The organism is Neobacillus niacini, assembly GCF_030817695.1.
Taxonomy (GTDB): Bacteria; Bacillota; Bacilli; order Bacillales; family Cytobacillaceae; genus Neobacillus; species Neobacillus niacini_F.
Genome location: NZ_JAUSZQ010000002.1, coordinates 2069498 through 2089572 on the forward strand (window position 1 = coordinate 2069498; position 20075 = coordinate 2089572).

Annotated in this window: 23 protein-coding genes; 19 read left to right on the forward strand and 4 right to left on the reverse strand. The window is 36.8% G+C overall.

The features are described from left to right. Nucleotides 1–128 precede the first annotated feature (128 nt). The 5 genes from QFZ28_RS10665 (at nt 129) to QFZ28_RS10685 (ending at nt 5663) form a co-directional block, all read left to right on the forward strand. A complete protein-coding gene (locus tag QFZ28_RS10665; RefSeq protein WP_132089697.1) occupies nt 129–845 on the forward strand; it encodes a response regulator transcription factor in 717 nt (238 codons plus the stop codon). Beyond that, the gene (locus QFZ28_RS10670; RefSeq protein WP_307194607.1) at nt 842–2623 is read left to right on the forward strand and encodes an ATP-binding protein; all 1782 of its coding nucleotides are present in this window, start codon (nt 842–844) and stop codon (nt 2621–2623) included. Before QFZ28_RS10665 ends, QFZ28_RS10670 begins: the two co-directional genes overlap by 4 nt. A gap of 311 nt (nt 2624–2934) precedes the next feature. After that, entirely contained in the window at nt 2935–3486 is a 552-nt protein-coding gene (sigX, locus tag QFZ28_RS10675) for an RNA polymerase sigma factor SigX (RefSeq protein WP_307194608.1), read from the forward strand. Beyond that, a complete protein-coding gene (locus tag QFZ28_RS10680) occupies nt 3461–4630 on the forward strand; it encodes a hypothetical protein (RefSeq protein WP_307194609.1) in 1170 nt (389 codons plus the stop codon). Before sigX ends, QFZ28_RS10680 begins: the two co-directional genes overlap by 26 nt. Before the next feature lie 313 nt (nt 4631–4943). After that, complete coding sequence (locus QFZ28_RS10685) at nt 4944–5663, forward strand: peptidoglycan DD-metalloendopeptidase family protein (protein ID WP_307194610.1); 720 nt, start codon at nt 4944–4946, stop codon at nt 5661–5663. Nucleotides 5664–5834: 171 nt separating this feature from the next. Here QFZ28_RS10685 and QFZ28_RS10690 read toward each other — a convergent pair whose 3' ends face one another. After that, nucleotides 5835–6083 carry a ferredoxin gene (locus tag QFZ28_RS10690; protein WP_063251244.1) on the reverse strand — a complete coding sequence of 83 codons (249 nt, stop codon included), beginning with the start codon at nt 6081–6083 and terminating at the stop codon, nt 5835–5837. Nucleotides 6084–6318: 235 nt separating this feature from the next. Between QFZ28_RS10690 and QFZ28_RS10695 the strand changes: the two genes are divergently transcribed. The 5 genes from QFZ28_RS10695 to QFZ28_RS10715 all read left to right on the forward strand — a co-directional run bounded on the left by QFZ28_RS10695 (nt 6319) and on the right by QFZ28_RS10715 (nt 10653). Further along, nucleotides 6319–7356 carry a helix-turn-helix domain-containing protein gene (locus tag QFZ28_RS10695; protein ID WP_307194611.1) on the forward strand — a complete coding sequence of 346 codons (1038 nt, stop codon included), beginning with the start codon at nt 6319–6321 and terminating at the stop codon, nt 7354–7356. After that, nucleotides 7356–8864, forward strand: a complete 1509-nt coding sequence (locus QFZ28_RS10700) for a RecQ family ATP-dependent DNA helicase (protein WP_307194612.1) — start codon at nt 7356–7358, stop codon at nt 8862–8864. Before QFZ28_RS10695 ends, QFZ28_RS10700 begins: the two co-directional genes overlap by 1 nt. Beyond that, complete coding sequence (locus QFZ28_RS10705) at nt 8861–9469, forward strand: CPBP family intramembrane glutamic endopeptidase (protein ID WP_307194613.1); 609 nt, start codon at nt 8861–8863, stop codon at nt 9467–9469. The genes QFZ28_RS10700 and QFZ28_RS10705 overlap by 4 nt, the downstream gene beginning before the upstream one ends. Further along, complete coding sequence (locus QFZ28_RS10710; protein ID WP_307194614.1) at nt 9462–10109, forward strand: LysM peptidoglycan-binding domain-containing protein; 648 nt, start codon at nt 9462–9464, stop codon at nt 10107–10109. Before QFZ28_RS10705 ends, QFZ28_RS10710 begins: the two co-directional genes overlap by 8 nt. An 88-nt stretch (nt 10110–10197) precedes the next feature. Beyond that, nucleotides 10198–10653 carry a DUF2663 family protein gene (locus QFZ28_RS10715; RefSeq protein ID WP_307194615.1) on the forward strand — a complete coding sequence of 152 codons (456 nt, stop codon included), beginning with the start codon at nt 10198–10200 and terminating at the stop codon, nt 10651–10653. Between the two features lie 33 nt (nt 10654–10686). Here the strand turns inward: QFZ28_RS10715 and QFZ28_RS10720 are convergent, their stop codons facing one another. From QFZ28_RS10720 to QFZ28_RS10730, 3 genes are all read right to left on the reverse strand, one after another. Beyond that, entirely contained in the window at nt 10687–11256 is a 570-nt protein-coding gene (locus tag QFZ28_RS10720; protein WP_307194616.1) for a manganese catalase family protein, read from the reverse strand. A 153-nt stretch (nt 11257–11409) separates the two neighbouring features. Next, entirely contained in the window at nt 11410–11670 is a 261-nt protein-coding gene (locus QFZ28_RS10725) for a spore coat protein CotJB (protein ID WP_307194617.1), read from the reverse strand. Then, nucleotides 11667–11897 carry a spore coat associated protein CotJA gene (locus QFZ28_RS10730; protein WP_307194618.1) on the reverse strand — a complete coding sequence of 77 codons (231 nt, stop codon included), beginning with the start codon at nt 11895–11897 and terminating at the stop codon, nt 11667–11669. Before QFZ28_RS10730 ends, QFZ28_RS10725 begins: the two co-directional genes overlap by 4 nt. Nucleotides 11898–12106: 209 nt before the next feature. On the opposite strand from QFZ28_RS10730, the gene QFZ28_RS10735 reads away from it, so the two are divergent. The 9 genes from QFZ28_RS10735 to sleB all read left to right on the forward strand — a co-directional run bounded on the left by QFZ28_RS10735 (nt 12107) and on the right by sleB (nt 20070). Further along, the gene (locus QFZ28_RS10735) at nt 12107–12349 is read left to right on the forward strand and encodes a hypothetical protein (RefSeq protein WP_307194619.1); all 243 of its coding nucleotides are present in this window, start codon (nt 12107–12109) and stop codon (nt 12347–12349) included. Nucleotides 12350–12420: 71 nt separating this feature from the next. Further along, nucleotides 12421–13194, forward strand: coding sequence for a metallophosphoesterase (locus tag QFZ28_RS10740; protein ID WP_307194620.1), 774 nt, complete (start codon nt 12421–12423; stop codon nt 13192–13194). Between the two features lie 42 nt (nt 13195–13236). Beyond that, nucleotides 13237–14148, forward strand: a complete 912-nt coding sequence (locus tag QFZ28_RS10745; protein ID WP_307194621.1) for a MerR family transcriptional regulator — start codon at nt 13237–13239, stop codon at nt 14146–14148. A 71-nt stretch (nt 14149–14219) separates the two neighbouring features. Beyond that, nucleotides 14220–14801: a genetic competence negative regulator gene (locus QFZ28_RS10750; RefSeq protein WP_307194622.1), complete on the forward strand. Its 582-nt coding sequence runs from the start codon at nt 14220–14222 to the stop codon at nt 14799–14801. A 214-nt stretch (nt 14802–15015) separates the two neighbouring features. Next, on the forward strand, nt 15016–16293 hold the full coding sequence (locus tag QFZ28_RS10755; protein WP_307194623.1) for a Glu/Leu/Phe/Val family dehydrogenase: 1278 nt from the start codon (nt 15016–15018) through the stop codon (nt 16291–16293). A gap of 86 nt (nt 16294–16379) precedes the next feature. Next, nucleotides 16380–17339 carry a YpdA family putative bacillithiol disulfide reductase gene (locus QFZ28_RS10760; protein WP_307194624.1) on the forward strand — a complete coding sequence of 320 codons (960 nt, stop codon included), beginning with the start codon at nt 16380–16382 and terminating at the stop codon, nt 17337–17339. A gap of 21 nt (nt 17340–17360) precedes the next feature. Further along, nucleotides 17361–18317: an asparaginase gene (locus QFZ28_RS10765; protein WP_307194625.1), complete on the forward strand. Its 957-nt coding sequence runs from the start codon at nt 17361–17363 to the stop codon at nt 18315–18317. Between the two features lie 95 nt (nt 18318–18412). Further along, the gene (gene prsW / locus QFZ28_RS10770; protein ID WP_307194626.1) at nt 18413–19102 is read left to right on the forward strand and encodes a glutamic-type intramembrane protease PrsW; all 690 of its coding nucleotides are present in this window, start codon (nt 18413–18415) and stop codon (nt 19100–19102) included. Nucleotides 19103–19191: 89 nt separating this feature from the next. Next, nucleotides 19192–20070: a spore cortex-lytic enzyme gene (sleB, locus tag QFZ28_RS10775; RefSeq protein ID WP_307194627.1), complete on the forward strand. Its 879-nt coding sequence runs from the start codon at nt 19192–19194 to the stop codon at nt 20068–20070. Nucleotides 20071–20075: the final 5 nt, after the last annotated feature.

The following is a 20075-nucleotide window of genomic DNA, read 5'->3' on the forward strand; positions in this document are numbered from 1 at the left end:
TTTTTCACATAATAAGTTAGAAATTAGTTAATTTGTCAAAAATTCGACACTATTTGCAAAGACAATTACGTTTAGTTATAGATTAAAATAGTCACATTTTGTAAAATAACTGCATGGGGGGATTATTAATGGATAAAGACGTGAAAATTTTAGTAGTAGATGACGAGGAAAGAATCCGCCGTTTATTAAAAATGTATTTAGAGCGTGAGGAATATTCGATTGATGAAGCAGAAGATGGGAATGAAGCCTTAACGAAAGCGATTGCAAATGATTATGATGTCATCCTTTTAGACTTAATGATGCCTGGGAAAGATGGTTTAGAGGTTTGCCGTGAATTAAGGGAAAAGAAGGCTACACCTGTTATCATGTTAACAGCAAAAGGTGAAGAGGTTAATCGTGTACAGGGCTTTGAAGTGGGTACAGACGACTATATTGTTAAACCATTTAGCCCGAGAGAAGTAGTATTGCGAGTAAAGGCTCTATTAAGAAGGTCATCTCAAACTAGTTATCTTCAAACAGATACAACAACGAAGGATGTTATTGTGTTCCCGCATTTAACGATCGACAATGACGCACATAGAGTTTTGGCTGATGGTAAGGAAGTAAGTTTAACGCCTAAAGAATATGAATTATTATATTTCCTCGCTAAATCACCTGACAAGGTTTTTGACCGGGAGCAATTACTAAAGGAAGTATGGCATTATGAATTTTTTGGAGATTTGCGTACGGTAGACACACACGTTAAGCGTCTTCGTGAAAAGTTAAATAAAGTCTCCGAGCAGGCAGCAAGAATGATTGTAACAGTTTGGGGAGTTGGTTACAAATTTGAGGTAGTTAATGAATGACCTTTTTACGAAGTGTAGTTGGTAAGCTCTGGTTTACCATCATATTTTTGGTTGCCTTTATCCTTTTCATCTTAACTGTTATGCTACTTGAGTTTTTTGAGAATAACACCATTATGGAAACCAAAAATGATTTGACTCATCAGGCAGAGAAAATAGCGAAAGTGCTTGAAAATCATCCTGGTGAGCAATTTCCTTTAGGATTAGAAATCTCTTGGGAAATTATCGATGAAGTTACAAATGTGGTCATCATTAAAAATGACCAGGAAGTCTATTTCTCTCCCAACTCGGAAAAATCAGTAAAGTTATCGGTTCCAGACATCCGAAATGATGTCGAATTGTCGATAGTTTTTGAGGAAAACAGAACAGTTGAAAAAGTGTCTAGGCTTTCTTCTAATGAATCAAAAAATGACAGTGCGAAATATTCAATCATTGGAGTTCCACTGCACATGGATGATAATCAAAATGGTGCTGTTTTTATTTATCAATCCTTGGAGGTAGTGGAAGAAACTACTCATTCAACAACCAATTTTATTTTACTTGTTGCAGGTGTCGCAATTATTCTAACAACTATTTTTGCTTTCTTTTTGTCTACTAGGATTACAGCACCATTAAGGAAAATGAGAGAAGCAGCATTTGAAGTAGCAAGAGGGAAATTTGATACGAAAGTACCTATCCTAACGCATGACGAAATTGGGGAACTTGCTACAGCTTTTAACCAAATGGGGAGACAATTAAAGTTCAATATGAATGCCCTTAGTCAAGAAAAAGAGCAGCTCGCCAGTATCCTAAGCAGTATGGCAGATGGTGTAATAACCTTTAACCGTGATGGAACGATCTTGATAACCAATCCACCAGCAGACCGCTTTTTGCAATATTGGTACTATGAAAAAGGCGGATCAGGTAACACTTCTGGAGAAATACCAACAGAAGCAATGGAACTTTTTCAACGAGCTGTTGATACGGAGAAAGAGCAAGTAGGGGAAATCTCTCTTCAAGGCCGTCATTGGGTCATTCTGGTCAGCCCGCTTTATAGTAACCGATTTATTCGTGGAGCAGTGGCTGTACTTAGAGATATGACAGAGGAAAGGGTATTAGAAAAAATGAGGAAAGACTTTATTGCAAATGTTTCTCATGAGCTTCGAACACCGATTTCCATGTTACAGGGCTATAGTGAAGCGATTGTCGATGACATTGCGGAATCTCAGGAAGAGAAAAAAGAAATGGCTAAAGTTATCTATGATGAATCGTTAAGGATGGGCAGACTTGTTAATGAGCTGCTTGACCTCGCTAGAATGGAAGCAGGGCATATTCAATTAACACTAGACGAGGTTAACCTTCATTCGTTTATGATTAGAATCGTCCATAAATTTCAAGGGCTTGCCAGAGACAATGAAATTAACCTAAGTGCTGACCTTGAAAATGATATACCAAATATATTATTTGACCCTGATCGTATAGAACAAGTGCTAACCAATTTAATTGATAATGCTATCAGACATACACCACAGGGTGGATCAGTTAGATTACTTGTAAAAAAGGATGATTTCGGCATAAAAGTGGAAGTGTCCGATTCAGGTTCAGGTATACCGGAAGAAGATTTACCATTCGTTTTTGAACGCTTTTATAAAGCGGATAAAGCACGAACTAGAGGGAGAGCTGGTACTGGGCTTGGACTAGCTATTGCGAAAAATATTATTGATGCTCACCGAGGGCATATTTCAGTCCAAAGTAAAATTGGACAAGGAACGACATTTACCTTCTTGCTTCCACGAAAATAATAAAAAAATGGCGATTTCTCTTGATTCACGGGAAACAATTAAATGCGGAGGCGCCTTGTCCAGGAGCGACAAGCATAAGACAAGCGCTGACAGAAGGCGCTTTTTGCCTTCCGAAGCGTTTGGCTTATGACTCGAGCTCCTAGGCGCTGAAGCTGGATACATATTGAAAACTCATCTATTACTGGTGAGTTTTTTGTTTTTTAATGGTTCCAACGATTGCCTTCACTTTTTGGTTTAAACAGTCTATATTTAAGATGTGAAACTTTTTATACATAAGTATCGACTAATTCTATGAACGGGGAGGGGAATGGATGGACTCCGTTTTCGATGAACTATATCAAAAATATCATCATGACGTTTTTCAATTTTTATTTTATTTGGTAAGAAACAAGGAACAGGCAGAGGATTTAGTACAAGAAGTATATATCAGGGTGTTTAAATCCTATCATCGTTTTGAAGGAAAGAGCAGCGAAAAAACATGGCTTTTTTCTATCGCACGGAATGTTGCAATTGATTCATTTCGGAAGCAAAAAGGATGGAAGGGCAGGCTGCTCGAAAAGTTTGATTGGTCTAGCAGCCAAGTAAAAGATAAATACCCGATTCCAGAAGAAATTATGGTTCATAAAGAAGAAGTCAAATGGATTTATCAGTGCTTAGAGCATTGTACAGTGGATCAACGTTCTGTTGTGATATTACGTTTCTTAAATGATTTATCGATTACCGAAACTGCCGAAGCACTGGGGTGGACAGAAAGTAAAGTCAAAACAACACAGCACCGCGCATTAAAGGTTTTAAAGAAATATATGGAAATGTTTAATGAAAAGGAGGGATTAGAAAGTGAAAAAGTCAGAGTGGAGCGATAAGCAGCTCGAAGAATTACTAAGGCAAATGCCGAAAATACATGACCATCGCAATCCTCGTGACATATACCAAAATCTTTCTATAAAAAAGAGAAAAAGACCGGCGTGGCTAATTCCAGGTTTTGCAGCTGCAGCCGCCTTACTCTTATTTTTCTTATTGGTTCCTAAAATGTTGAATGGAACCCAAAATTCTTTTGATAGTGCAAAACAGGAAGACTCGTCAAGTGAATCAAAAATAAGCCAGTCTGATGATCAATCGTCGCTTTTGATGAAAAAAGAGGATAGTATATCAGGTTCTGAACCTGAAATGCGGATAACCGCAATCAATAAAAATGCTTTGTATGATGATGAAGTGGGTGATGGAACTGTATTCACCTATTGGATTCCTGATTCGCAGGCACAAAATCTTGTACCTATTTCTATTGTTGTTTCTCTAGATAATAATAAGGAATGGTTAACTGCCTTTACCGAATCAATGGAATTGTTAAATGAAGAGGAATGGGGACTATCTGATTATTATCCTGTAAATGCCAAGTTCGAATGGGATGATACTAAGAATACTGTCATTGTTGATGTACCTAAAAATCATCCTTATGGGCAAGGTTCAACTGCTGAATTTAATTTTATTACCACGCTAAAGAATAATATAGCTTCGAACAGCAATATAGATAAAATTATGCTAAAAACAGATGGTCAGCCCGGTATAGAACTTGGTAATTATGGCGTACTGCAAGAAATAGAAGTTAAACCAGAAGGAAAACACGCCTATTTCTTTTATACACCTGATGGGATGGAAACCACCTACCTCGTCCCTTCGGCTGATACGTATCAAGATATTAACGCTGCATTCGAAGCAATGAAGACAGATCATCAAGAGCTGGGTCTAGCAGCCTCATTGGTACCTTCCTTCCCTATTAAGGAGGTTACAACCAAAGAAAATAAATTAATCATCACCCTGGATGAAAACGCAGCAATGGAAAACAACAAAGAAACTCTGTACTCCTATGAAGCTATTTTATTAACTGCTAAGAATTTTGGAATAGATACAGTAACCATATTAAATGCTCCTATCAAGCTTTTAGGACCGTTTGATTTAACACAGGATATAACTGTTCCACTAGCACCGAATCATCTTCAAATCCAATAAAAAATCAGTTAAAAAAGATTGACCTTATCAAGGTTAATCTTTTTTGGTCTAGTTATAGGCGCCATCGGCTCGAGGTTATAAGTCAATCCGTCAAGAAGGTTAAAGAACAACCTTCCTGCCGGCTCGTCTTATGCTTGTCGCCGATAGGCAGGCGCCTTCCACTTTTCTATACTTTTATGAATAAAAAACCATTTCTCTCCAAATTATAACAAGTATGTTCAACCGCTCCTCATCAAACTATATGTTCTAAACATAAGTAGATAAACATATTGTTTGTGGAGGAGAGGACAAGATTAAGGAGGAAAAAAATTAAATGCGAGACTACATAAGGCGGCTTTTAATCGCCGCAATTATGGCGCTTTGTGTCAGTTTATTATTCTTAGGAGGTAAGCAGACGGAAGCGAGTGTGGAGGATTCAAAAGAAATAAAAGCAGGATGGATATGGCCCACCGATGGTGTCGTATCTGATACATATGGGACTAGGCATGGTACACATAAAGGAATAGATATAGCTGGGAGTCTTAATTCACCTGTAGTTGCTGTGGAGGATGGTATAGTAGGTAAATCCTATTATTCGAAAACATATGGAAATGTTATCTTTATTAAGCACCCCAATAATTTTGTTACCGTATATGCTCACCTAAATAATCGACTAGTAAACGAAGGGCAAGTGATCAAACAGGGTGATAGAATTGGAACAATGGGAAGAACGGGAGAATCTACAGGCGTTCATCTCCATTTTGAGAGTCATCAAATCGAATGGACGTATGATAAGAAAAATGCTATTGATCCTGAAAGGCTTCTTGGCAATGCCGAGGTAGGTGTGGCAGTAAAAGGTGGTATGGCTAACACAGAAAGCCTAGTAGCTAGTACGAATGTACCTGGTGATAAAGCCCAATATATTGTACAAGCCGGAGACACCCTGACTTCCATTGCAATGAAAAGTAATCTTACAGTTGAAAAGCTTAAGGAAGTTAATCAACTAAAATCGGATCTCATCATGCCTGAACAGGTCTTAGTTATCCAAAAATAAGTAATTATTGCACTAACCGTCACAATTGGTTAGTGCTTTTTCTTTTCAAAATTAATTTTAGGAAGTAATAATAATTATTATAAATTATTTATTGTCCTTTTATATTATAATAAATAACCCCCGCCTAAGTTGGCGGGGGTAGCAGCTTAACAATATTTTTATGACAAAATATTATTCGAATTTTGTTGCGTTGCCATCAAATGGTTCGTCAGCAACTTTAATTGAATCTGTAGGACAGCCTTCAAAAGCATCCATCATGTCATCAATTAATACATCAGGGATCTCAACAATACCCTCATTATCATCAAGAGTTACAAATGCAATACCCTCATCATCATAATCGTAAATGTCTGGTGCTGCTGCACCACATGCTCCGCATGCAATGCAAGTTTCTTTGTCAACAATCGTATACTTTGCCATGAAAAAAAAACCTCCCAATAAAATAACTTACTACATTCCATATATTATGGAAACGCATTACTCACTCCTATTGTAAAACTCTAAGAGTAACTTTTCAATAGAAAAATGCTCTGTAGGATTTGGATTCTGCTAATATTCCACAATTTTTAGCAACACGACTGTGAGTTTCATGATAGAATAAGGGATAGAAAAATAGGTGAATTTGTCGATTATGAGTAAAAAGTGGTGGAATAAAATGTGTAAAATTGAAAACATTTTGTTATATTGTTTAAAACAATTAAATGGTGAACGAACAATTTATTCCATCTATCATCTTTTAAATGGTAAAAAATCATCGCAAACACTTCAGGATGCCCATTTATTTTCACTTAAAAGGTACTTTCGGATACTTGAACCATTAACACGAGAATCTTTTGATGAGATTTTTAACCACTTACTTGAAAAAAAACTGGTTGAACCATGTGGGGAACAAAGATTTCTACTTACCTCAGCTGGGGAAAATTTTTTAATAAATCATGCACAGCCATATTATGTGAATGGCTGGCGGTATCAACCCTTTACTTTATTAGTTTGGGAAAGACTCTCATTATTAGTACAAGTAATTTCAAATTTTACATTCCAAGAAACGAAATATATCCCAATCCAAAAAAATGTAGAAGTTCATAACTGGTTAAAGGGTTTCCTTAAGTCTGCCTCTATACCAAAGAGTGAACTGGGAAAATCCCTTTTTTCGGAATTAGTTGAAATTCTTGAACAGGCAAGGGATGTCAATTCAGACGTCTTGATCTTTCGATTAACGGGATACAAGCAAATTGGAATGACCTCGTCCCAAATTGCAAAAAAGTTAAATATAGATTCAATATACTATCATCTTGAATTTATAAATATAATTCATTGTTTAATTCATTTTGTTGAAAGTAATCCTTCTCGCTTTAAAGTGTTATCATCGCTGCTGGATAATGTAGATCAAAAGGATTCTTTAACACTTTCGGCTCGGAAAACCCTGGTGCTTTTAAATCAGGGCTTTACCGCAGAGGAAATTGCAAGCATTCGGAATTTAAAAATAAGTACGATTGAAGACCATCTAGTAGAGTTTGCTTTGAATGTTAAAGATTTTTCCATTAATTCGTATGTAGATGAAGAAGTTCAGCTTAAGATTTTAGAAATTTCTAGGCAAGAAGCTACTAGGCAGCTTAAGGTAATTAGGAATACTTTAAAAACAGCTTCCTACTTTCAAATCAGACTCGTTCTTGCAAAGTATGGTGATAGGTAATGGAATTAGAAAATATTCTTTATAAGTATTTTGGTTATCAAACTTTTAAAACCGGGCAAAAGGAAGTGATTTCTTCTCTGCTTGGAGGGAACGACACGATTGCAATGCTTCCAACGGGCACTGGGAAATCCTTATGCTATCAACTTCCAGGGTATTGTCTAGATGGTCAAATCCTAATCATTTCTCCACTGTTATCTCTTATGCAGGACCAGGTGGAACAACTAATGAAGTTTGGCGAGAAACGTGTCATTGCATTGAACTCTTTTCTTGATTATGAGAAGAGAGGATACGTATTACGGAATTTAACAAAATATAAATATATTTTCGTCTCGCCAGAGATGTTAAGCATGCCCATTATTATGAATAAACTGAAGGCTCTTTCTGTTTCATTATTTGTAGTAGATGAGGCACATTGTATTTCACAGTGGGGATACGACTTCCGCCCAGAATATTCGAAGTTAGGTGAATACCGAAAACAATTGGGGAATCCCCTAACCCTTGCTTTAACAGCAACGGCGACCAAAAAGGTAAGAGAGGATATTATTCAATCTCTCGACTTACACCGTTTTACCAAAATCGAATCAACCATAGACCGGCCTAATATCGCTTTTTACATTGAAGAAGTACCTAACTATTATGTTAAACAATCTCGTTTGATTGAATTAGTTCTACAGCTTCAGAAACCGGGAATCATTTATTTTTCGAGTAAGAAAATGGCTGAACAAATGGCTTCTCTATTAGCGGAGAAGGGAATTACGAGAGCCATGGCTTACCATGGAGGCTTAGACCAGGAACAAAGAATTTTAATACAACAACAATTTATTCACGGACAACTTGATGTAATTTGTGCAACAAGTGCTTTTGGGATGGGAGTTAATAAGGAAAATATACGATTTATTATTCATTACCATATGCCAATGCAAATGGAATCTTATTTGCAGGAAATTGGACGGGCAGGACGCGATGGCGAGGATAGTATTGCTTATTTTTTATATTCTCCAGGGGATGAACAACTTCCTGTACAGTTAGCGGAAGGCGAATTACCGTCTGAGCTGCAAATTGACTGGCTATTTTCCTATTTTCCAAAGGAAGAAAAACTGAATAACCATTTTCTTGAAATGAATCAGCATTTAAGAGAGGATGGGGGGTTCTCTGAGGTTCAGTGGCGGATTATTCAAGACTTTATCAAAAAGCCTCTAGATTTTTCTAACCTAGAACAAGCAAAACGAAGCTTGAAGGATTTTGTTAATGAGAGATTGAAGGTTAAGAAGGACAGTATTGATTATTTAAAAAAGTGGATTAAATCGAAATCGTGCAGAAGAGAATTAATTCTAGGTTATTTTGAAGAGGAGCCTGTTGAGGGCAATAAACAGAAATGCTGCGACGTTTGTGGAATTGATTTAAAACAATACGAAGCAACTGATAATACCCAAAACCATACTGTTAACGATGAAATGTGGAAGGATTATTTATCCAATATTCTACTAAATCGTGAGTTGAGTATATGAAAAATAAATATAATGAACTAATTAAAGGATTAACCGATAGAGAACTACTCTCTCATCTATATATGACTCAGATATTACTGCTTGGTATTACTTTTATTTTAGGTATTCTATTGTTTGATCATTTTTCGTATTTGCAAAGTATTGACTTTTCTGATGTGAGAATTTTATTGATTGGCGTTCCAGCAGGTGCAGCTATAGTCATAGTAGATATATTATTAATGAAATTACTCCCGAAGTCATTTTACGACGATGGAGGTTTGAACGAAAGAATTTTTAAAAACAGAAGTGTTATTCATATAGCCTGGATTGCTGCATTTGTTGCATTTAGTGAAGAGTTACTCTTCCGTGGTGTCATCCAAACGAAGGTTGGACTAATCCTTGCAAGTCTTATTTTTGCAGTCATACATTATCGATATCTTTTTAATTGGTTTTTATTTTCAAATATTGTCATTCTTAGTTTTTTTATTGGCTCCGTTTATCAGTGGAGTAACAATTTAGCTGTTACGATAATCATGCATTTTACAATAGATTTTTTATTAGGACTTTATATTAAATATAAACACACCATAGATGTCGATGAACAGGAGGGGCTGCTTCATGAATAAGGAAGAACCTTTTAGAAGCCAGGCCGAACGGCTAAAGCGGCGAATAGAAAAAATAAATGAAGAAACAACTGAGGTTCGTGACCAATTACCTCCGAGAGAACAAATTCATAGGGAAAAAAGAAAGAAAACAAAATGGAAAATAAAGTATCCAATTATACGTATCTTGGTATTATTTTTTATACTTCTTCCTATTGTTATTTTTAGTGCTTACTCGTATCTTGAGGAGGGAAATGGCAGTAAGACTGAGAAAGTAAATGGGGACTCTTCCGGATATGAAGTTATTAACTTTGAAAAACCTGAAACTGAAAGTACCATTGAAACCAAAGTAGAGGAAAACGAAAATGCTTCAGTGGAGGATGATCAAGAGGCTATCGAAGTGCAAAAGTCTATCAGCCCGGATACAACAATTGAGAGTCCAGCTCCGGGACCAATAACTAATAGCGGGCAAGGCACTGATAAAAATGCTGAACCAGCGCCTCAAGTCATTTATCATACGGTTAAATCGGGAGAAAATCTTTATCGAATCTCTTTGAAATATTATCACTCAAAAGCTGGAGAGGATATCATCCGAAAAGCCAATAACATATCAGGTAATGAAATTCATTTAGGTCAAGTTTTAAAAATACCACTAAATAAGTAGCCGATCATTATTTGATCGGTTTTTTTTATGTATTTTTTCATAATTTATCGGACAAGTTCATATTTATGTTACTGAGGTGGTTGATAATATGGATAAACCAATCCGTTCACTGGAGCATACTGATGAGGCAACCAAACAAATGCTGGAAAACGTACGCAAAAGGAAAATTAAGTTTGATACAGCCAAAAGATGGCATTACTTAACGATTTATTCTATGCTGCTTAGTGCTTTCCTATTTTTTAGTTATTTCTATTTTATGATTGCAAAACAATACTCGTATTCTTTCTTTGCTATGTTTTCTGCCTCGGTTAGTGACGCAATAAATATTTGTTTGCTGGCCATTACAGCAATCCTTTATGGAGCGATGAATGTCTTAAGACAGCAAAAGGATAAAAAGGAAAAGGAATACCAGGAATTAAGGTGCGAAATCGTAAATCGCAGCAAGGATCTATGGAAAAAAGAAGAACATTGGAAAAATCGCCATATTGATTTTGAGGTTATGAAAAAAATCTATGACATAAATCTATATCACGAAAAAAAATAAGAAGCAGCCGTAAACTGCTTCTTTCGTCCTGTACTAAAAAAACTTCTTCTTTCCCTGTTCGTCCTTTAATATTTCCACTGCTTCACGGAAGCGCTGTGAATGAACAATTTCACGCTCGCGCAGGAATCTAAGACCATCATTTAAATCAGGGTCATCACTTAGGTTAATAATCCATTGGTAAGTAGCCCTCGCCTTTTCTTCTGCTGCAATATCTTCATATAGATCGGCAATCGGGTCACCTTTGGCTTGTATATAGGCAGCTGTCCAAGGTACTCCTGCAGCATTATGGTAAAATAACGCATTATCGTGATTGGAATAATGATCTCCTAGACCAGCAGCCTTCATCATTTCTGGAGTGGCGTCCTTCGTGAGTTTATATATCATAGTGGCAATCATTTCCAGGTGTGCAAATTCCTCCGTACCTATATCTGTTAATAATCCAATTACTTTATCAGGTATGGAATATCGCTGGTTTAAATATCTTAAAGCAGCCGAAAGTTCGCCATCTGCACCTCCGTATTGCTCAATTAAATATTTTGCTAAAGTTGGATTACAAGTACTAACGCGAACTGGATATTGAAGCTTTTTTTCGTATATCCACATGTACAACATTCCCTCCCTTTATAATATTAGATTACTATCTAGCTGCAGCGCCTAGGGACTCGGGTCATAAGCCAATCCGTCATGAAGGTTAAAAAGCAACCTTCCTGCCGGCTCGTCTTATGCCTGTCGTCCCTGGACAAGGCGCTTCCGCTTTTAAACTTGCCAAGGCCATGGAGGATCGTTCCAATTCCAAGGGTGTCCCGAGTAACTGTTGCCAAACTGCATAAGAGGGCCAAATTGACTTTCAAAAGCCTTTTTTAACGTTTTTCTTTCTTTTGCATAATGATTAAATTGTTTAATGGCTTCGAGATCGTCCGGATGTGTATCTAAATATAATTGTAGTTCAACTAAAACAAAGTCGACTGCTTGGAGCTGCTCTAACATCTGGTAATATTCGGCTGGAATTTGTTTCATCGCGGCAGTCCCCCCTTTGTTTTCTCAAAAGGATTGAAGTAAGGGTCATAAAATGGTTTCCATAAAGTCCCTGCTTTTAGTGCCTCAAGTGGTGTGAATTGTGGAAGATTTGGAGGTTGAAAACCGATATATAGATTCGGCGGAGTCGAATAAATCTTTTCTAGTATTGGTTTGCAAGGGTCAAAAGGACTGACGACGGGACAGTATGATTTATAAAGTGTAAACATTGTCTCCCTCCCTAAGTAAACATCAATAATAAATATGAAAATTTTCGAGATTCATGACATAATACTTGAATAAAAAGAAAGACAATATGTACCGGTTTACGAAGAAATTGGAAGAGCAAGGTTTCCGTATTTTAAGTATTCAGGAAGATTAGTAAATCGAAACGGAAAGAAATGAAGTCCTTCTCATAGAATGTATGGGAGGGATTTTTGTGATGAAAATAATCTGTCGGATATTTTTTATTTTTCTGTGTGGATATTTATTTATAGAATGGTTTCCCATTACTTATCCATTTGGTTTTACCGATATTTTGGTTGGTCCGATTATTTACCCATTGGAATTTTTAGCTGCCTCATTCGCTTTATTGTTAGGATTAGTCTGCAGTGTACAACTATTTCAACAAATTCTCAAACTTACAATAAAGGGAGTAAAGAAGAAACGGAGTAAGCTTTAGACCTTTTTAGTTTTAGTTTCCTTTATGGTATGATTTCCATAGAACATTTTAGATTGGAAAAGGGGAAATGAATGATTATTATTATTCTAGTTATACTTTTAATTTTGGGAATAGCCTTAATCTTATATATGGTAAAAGAAGCGTTCCTAAACAACGTGGTACTGCATGAAATGACCTTTGAAGATTTTCCAGAGTCGTTCGGAGCGGTATCAATATTTTTTATTTCTGATATACATAAACGTCTTATTTCGGATGAGATTATCAATACAGTTAAAGGGAAAACTGATATTGTAATTATTGGCGGGGATTTAATGGAAAAAAAGGTTCCTTTTGAAAGGGTTAAGCAAAACCTTGAGAAATTAAAACAGGTGGGTCCAGTATATTTTGTTTGGGGTAATAATGATTATGAAGCGGACTTTCGTAAATTGGATGCCATTCTTTTGGATTCTGGAATAAAAGTATTGGATAATACTGCAGCTATCTTTGAATCTAAAAATGGCGATAAAATATCTTTGCTTGGAGTGGATGAAGTAGGTCAAGGGCGAGACAGATTGGACTTGGCGTTGTTAGATGCAGATAATAAAAGCTTTAAAATATTGGCAAGTCACTATCCAGATATCATAGATAAAATATTGCCCGAACATAATATTCGTCTTGTGCTAAGTGGACATACCCACGGAGGACAAATACATATTTTGGGTTATAGCCCATTTAAAAAAGGGAAGGTAGAAAAATTAGAGAATACGACTATTTTAATTAGTAATGGCTACGGTACAACAGGGATTCCATTAAGGCTGGGGGCACCTGCACAGTGTCATTTAATTACCCTTAAAAAAGGGAGTTGACTTTCTTTAAGAATGGCTTGTAACTTATCGGAGGACTGAGGGATGGCGGACCAAGAAGGTAAATATAATATTAAAGCGGCTGCATTAATGCTGGGGATTCAGCCAGGAACGCTAAGAGCATGGGAAAGAAGATATCAAATGATTGCTCCAGTTAGAAATGAGGCAGGACATCGATTATATACAGAGGAACATATCAAAATATTGAAGTGGTTAATAAAAAAGGTTAACCAGGGATTTACCATCAGTCAGGCAGTCTCCTTAATGGGGCATAATCAATCGCAGATGGATTCAGAAGCCTTAAACCTAACGCAAGATAATCCTTTAATCAGTATGACAGATTCTCTGTACGAAGCCTTAGTCCATTTTGAGCATGAGAGAATAAACGAGATTCTTAATAAAATGTTTAGTATCTTTACAATGGAAAAAGTTATTATTGATATTTTTAGTCAGATTCTAAAAAAAATCGAGGATTCTTTCAATCTTGGGAAAATCATCCCTGCACAAAAGTTTTTTTCCAAATCGCTCATAAAAGCCAGGATTGCAACAATCATTCACAGTTTTCCTATTAATGTTCATCAGAATAAAGCCCTATGTATCGACTGTTCAAATGATGGGGATAATTTAGAGCTGCTAATGTTTACGTTTTATTTAAGAAAACGGGGTATACAAGTAATAAATATCGGAAAATTTAGTTCGGAAGATGAGAATGACAAAATAATGGATATGATTCAACCAGATTTTGTCATCATCTGTTGTGAAGTCCAAGAAGAGCTTAAAGAAGCACTGTTACTGGTTAATCACCTATCGAAGAAACATAAGGATCTTACCATTGGACTTGGAGGTAAGGCTGTAACTGCTTTTAAATCATCTGATAAAGATCAATACTCATCCTTCATTTTTGGACAAACTGTTAATGAATGGGAAATGTGGTTATTGGAACGGATGGTATTTTAGACAAAGCACCAACCACTGCCATTGACATACACTAGGGATAAGAGTTACGTCACGGCAGGGGGCAAAAGAGTATGCGCTTAGAACGCTTAACGGTCAATAAGATAAAAATTTTTTTAACCTCTGATGATTTAATGGAAAGAGGACTTTCCAAGGACGACATATGGAAGGATTCAATAAAATGGCATCAACTTTTTCACGATATGCTGGAGGAGGCAAGTGAGGAATTTGATGTTGAGATTCAGGGTTCAGTTGCAGTTGAAATTTTCTCCTTGCAGGCGCAAGGGATGATTATGATCATAACGGTTGACAATAATATTGAAGACGAAGAAGTCTTATTTGATGGGTTTGTAGAAATGCAAGTAAGGGTCGAAGGCTGTGAAAACCTGCTGTATCAATTCGAAAGTATAGAAGATATCATTGCTCTTTCTCACAGGCTGCTTTCATTTAACATAAATGGCGGCAGTTTATATTCCTATAACAATCTATATTACTTAAATATGAATAACATTGATCATTCTATTATAGAAAAAATTGCAGCATTTTTATCCGAGTATGGTAATCCATCGATTCTTAGTACACATGTACTTGAGGAATATGGAAATCTGGTTGTTGAAAATAAAGCGGTGGAGACGATTCGAAAATATTTCAAATAGAATTTGAAATACTTTGAGGATATGTAAATAGGAGTCCACCGCTCCTTTTTATTTTGCTAAAAACCCTTGTTTGACGGTGATGATAGCGGTTACAATATATAACTTGAAAATAGTGAAAAGTGAAATTTTCATCTTGCATAAATTCATTTAAACGTGTATACTTGTGTCTGAAAGCGACAACATTTGTTAAAGTGATTTTCTAGGAGGTTTACAAATGGTAGCCGAAAATAGTAATGAAAAAACTAATCAAGAGGAAGAAAATAATGTTTTAACTTCAACACAGACTGTTATACATAAAGCTCTTGAAAAGTTAGGTTATCCTGAAGAAGTATATGAGCTCTTAAAAGAGCCGTTACGTATGATGACAGTTAAAATTCCAATAAGAATGGATGACGGCTCAGTAAAAATATTTACCGGCTACCGTGCGCAGCACAATGACGCAGTCGGTCCGACAAAGGGCGGGATTAGGTTTCATCCAAATGTAACCGAGACAGAAGTAAAAGCCCTTTCTATTTGGATGAGCTTAAAGTGTGGAATTGTTGATCTTCCATATGGCGGTGGAAAAGGCGGGATTATTTGTGATCCTCGTGATATGTCATTTAGAGAATTAGAAAGACTAAGCCGTGGATATGTACGAGCAATTAGTCAAATCGTTGGTCCTACGAAAGATATTCCTGCGCCGGATGTTTTTACAAATTCGCAAATTATGGCTTGGATGATGGACGAGTATAGTCGTATAGATGAATTTAACTCACCGGGTTTTATTACTGGAAAGCCGCTGGTTCTAGGAGGATCTCACGGTCGTGAATCTGCTACTGCTAAGGGTGTAACTATTTGTATCCGTGAGGCAGCTAAAAGAAAAGGTATCGAAATTGAGGGTGCAAGAGTTGTTATTCAAGGCTTTGGAAATGCAGGAAGCTATTTATCAAAATTCATGCATGATGCAGGAGCTAAGGTTGTAGGTATTTCCGATGCGTATGGTGCTTTATATGATCCGGATGGACTTGATATCGACTATCTTTTAGATCGTCGTGATAGTTTTGGCACCGTTACAAAATTATTTAATAACACAATCTCTAATAAGGAACTGTTAGAACTCGAGTGCGATATTCTCGTACCAGCTGCGATAGAAAATCAACTTACAGCTGATAATGCTCATAATATTCGTGCGGGAATTGTTGTTGAGGCTGCTAACGGACCAACAACGCTAGAGGCAACTGAGATATTAACCGAGCGAGGTGTGTTGCTGGTTCCGGATGTACTTGCATCTGCTGGAGGAGTTACGGTTTCCTACTTCGAATGGGTACAGAATAACCAAGGCTATTACTGGTCTGAAGAAGAAGTAGAAGAAAAACTCGAGAAAGTAATGGTCAAGTCATTTAACAATATTTATGAAACAGCACAAACTCGACGTGTAGATATGCGCCTGGCTGCATATATGGTTGGTGTTCGTAAAATGGCCGAAGCAAGCCGTTTTAGAGGATGGATTTAAAAACTTACTATTGAAACATATTGGAAAAACTCCTATCATATGACGGTAGGAGTTTTTTTTGGAATAATAAATTGAGGTGATCAATTTTGCAACTAGAAGATATTATTATTGTCGGTGGTGGACCATGCGGCTTAGCTGCAGCTATCGCCTTTAAAGAAATCGGGCGTAACCCTCTTATTATTGAAAAAGGTAACATAGTAAATGCTATCTACCATTATCCAACCCATCAAACATTTTTTAGTACCAGTGAAAAGTTAGAAATCGGTGATATTCCGTTCATTACTGAAAGCTATAAACCAAAAAGAAATCAGGCCCTGGTCTACTATCGGGATGTCGTAAAGAGGAAACAACTGCGTATCAACAATTTTGAACAAGTTGTGAAGGTCGTGAAAGAAGAGGAAGGTTTCCTCATAGTTACCGACAAACAAACCTACCAAGCGCCGTATGTTGTAATTGCTACAGGTTACTATGACCATCCAAACTACATGAATGTTCCTGGGGAAGATTTGTCTAAAGTGTCTCATTATTTTAAAGAGGCGCATCCTTATTTTGACAAGGATGTATGTGTTATAGGTGGAAAAAACTCTAGTGTCGACGCGGCTCTTGAACTTGTTAAAGCGGGCGCTAGAGTAACCGTTTTATACCGTGGAACAGAATATTCACCGAGCATAAAGCCGTGGATTCTCCCGGAATTTGAGGCATTAGTACGAAATGGTACTATTCTGATGGAATTTAATTCTCACATCATTGAAATTACGAATGATCAAGTTAGATATAAAAAGGATGGAGAAGAAAAGGCTATATACAATGATTTTGTTTTTGCCATGACCGGATATCGTCCAGACCACCAATTCCTAAAAGCAATGGGGATAAAAATTGACGAAGAAACAGGAAGACCGCTATTTAATCCTGATACAATGGAGACGAATATTGAAGGAGTTTATATTGCAGGAGTCATCGCAGCCGGGAATAATGCTAATGAAATATTTATTGAAAATGGCAGGTTCCACGGAGGTCTTATTGCTCAATCTATTAAAGAAAAATAAGTTACGGGGTGAAGTATTTTTATGAAAAAGGTAGTTTTGTTAACAACTGGAGGTACCATTGCCAGCAAACCGAATAAGGATTCAGGAAAATTAGCTTCGGGTGAATTAACTGGGGAAGAACTTGCAGCGATGTGTAATCTTCCTACCGACATTGAAGTTATTGTTGAATCAGTATTTCAAAAGGCAAGCATTCATATTACTTTTGAAGATTTAGTTGCATTAAAAAATAAAATTGAAAAGTATTTTGAGGATGAAGGGGTTTCGGGAGTTGTCGTTACTCACGGTACAGATACCATGGAGGAAACCGCCTATTTTCTTGATTTAACTATCAGGGACCCGCGACCGGTTGTAATAACTGGCTCACAACGCTCTCCAGAGGATTTAGGAAGTGATGTCTTCATTAATCTAAGGCACGCTATTTATTCAGCCTGTTCAACGGATTTATTGAATGCAGGTGCAGTTGTCGTGTTCAATGAACGAATATTTGCTGCCCGATATGTAAAAAAAGAACACGCGTCTAATATCCAAGGATTTAACGTTTTTGGATTCGGTTATCTTGGAATTATCGATAATGATGTAGTACATATCTTTCAAAAGCCAATAAAGAGAGAATATTTTTCTATTCAATCACCTATTCCTCAAGTAGATATCGTAAAATGTTATATTGGTGCTGATGGTAAATTTATTAAGGCTGCAAGAGAATCAGGGGTAAAAGGAATCATCCTTGAAGGTGTTGGACGTGGTCAAGTAGCACCTCAAATGATGGAGGAAATTGAAAAATCACTTTCAGAAGGAATCGTCTTAGTAGTCACGACAAGTGCAGAAGAAGGTTCTGTCTATACAACTTATGACTATAAAGGCAGTGCCTATGACCTTTATAATAAGGGTGTTATCCTTGGCAGTGATAATGATTCCAAAAAAGCTAGAATTAAATTAGCAGTAGCACTTGCCAGCGGACTAGAGAAAATAAATTTTTAACGGGCTATTAATAAAAGGATATAATCTTTCATTTAATTAATGACAATATCATGTTAGGATAAAAGTAACGAATTGATTTGAAATGAGGATTAACCATGCTGGGAATATTATCAGCCGGTATTGCCCCCGGACTGGCCTTATTAAGTTATTTTTATTTGAAAGATGAATATGAGTCAGAGCCCATATCCGTTGTATTAAGAACATTCATGTTTGGAGCTTTGTTAGTGTTTCCAATCATGTTTATTCAGCATGTACTTCATACGGAGAATATAATTAAATCTGGATTTATTGAAGCATTCCTTTCCTCAAGTCTTCTCGAAGAATTTTTCAAATGGTTTATCCTTTTTTATGCTATTTACCAGCACGTTGAGTTCGATGAACCATTCGATGGTATTGTATATGGGGTGGCAGTATCACTTGGTTTTGCCACCGTAGAAAATATTTTTTACTTGATTGCAAATGGAATTGAACATGCGATGGCAAGAGCGCTTCTGCCTGTATCCAGCCATGCTCTATTCGGAGTCATTATGGGATTTTACATTGGTAAAGCAAAGTTTACTGAAGGAAAAAAGGCAAAATGGATAATAATTTCTTTGCTCTTGCCATTCATTCTTCATGGATTTTATGATTACATTTTAATCTCCCAGGAAAACTGGCTATATATTATTTTACCTTTTATGATCTTCCTTTGGTGGTTTGGTTTAAGGAAGGTTAAGATTGCGAGAATATTAACGACTAACCATAAGAAAAAACAATATTCAACTCAAAATTCCTTTCATTCTTAAATGAAGGGGATTTTTTTTGAATAAATTTGCCATTAAGACAAAAAATAGGGTTACATCTAAAAAGATTTACAACTGGGGGTTACTTTACCATGAAGAAGAAAATCGTTAACTTGACTATTCCAATCTTAATCTCCCTTTGTATAATGCCATTTGCGTTTCTGGAGAACAACAGGGCATTTGCATTCTCTAATCAGGTTATCCAACAAGGTGCGGTTGGAGATGATGTCATTGAGCTTCAATCCAGACTTCAGTATTTGGGATTTTACAATAAGAAAATTGATGGAGTGTTCGGTTGGAGCACCTACTGGGCTTTAAGGAATTTTCAGTATGAGTTCGGGCTGCCAATCGATGGTCTAGCAGGTACGGAAACAAAGGAAAAATTGGTCAAGGCTAGTAAATTTAATAAACAATTTGTAAAGGAACAAATCAATAAAGGAAATAAATTTACACATTACGGTGGAGTAGACCAAAAAAAGCAGAGTGCACCACAGCCAAAAGCACCGGCTAAAGCTCCTGCCAAAACACCTGCTGAAACGGCTAATCCAAAACCGGCTGCACCTGCTCCAAAAGCTTCACCAACTAAACCAACTGCGGCTAACACTCCAGGTGGATTCTCAAGTAATGATATCCAATTGATGGCTAATGCTGTATATGGAGAAGCGAGAGGTGAACCATATACAGGTCAAGTGGCAGTAGCTGCCGTTATTCTTAACAGGGTAAATAGCGCGTCCTTCCCTAACACTGTATCAGGAGTTATTTTCGAACCTGGCGCTTTTACTGCCGTCGCTGATGGGCAAATTTGGCTTACCCCAAATGAAACGGCTAAAAAGGCAGTTTTAGATGCGATTAATGGTATTGATCCTACCGGGGAAGCTCTTTATTATTTTAATCCTGTAACAGCTACAAGCAAGTGGATCTGGTCAAGACCACAAATTAAACGAATTGGGAAACATATTTTTTGTGAATAAGAGGG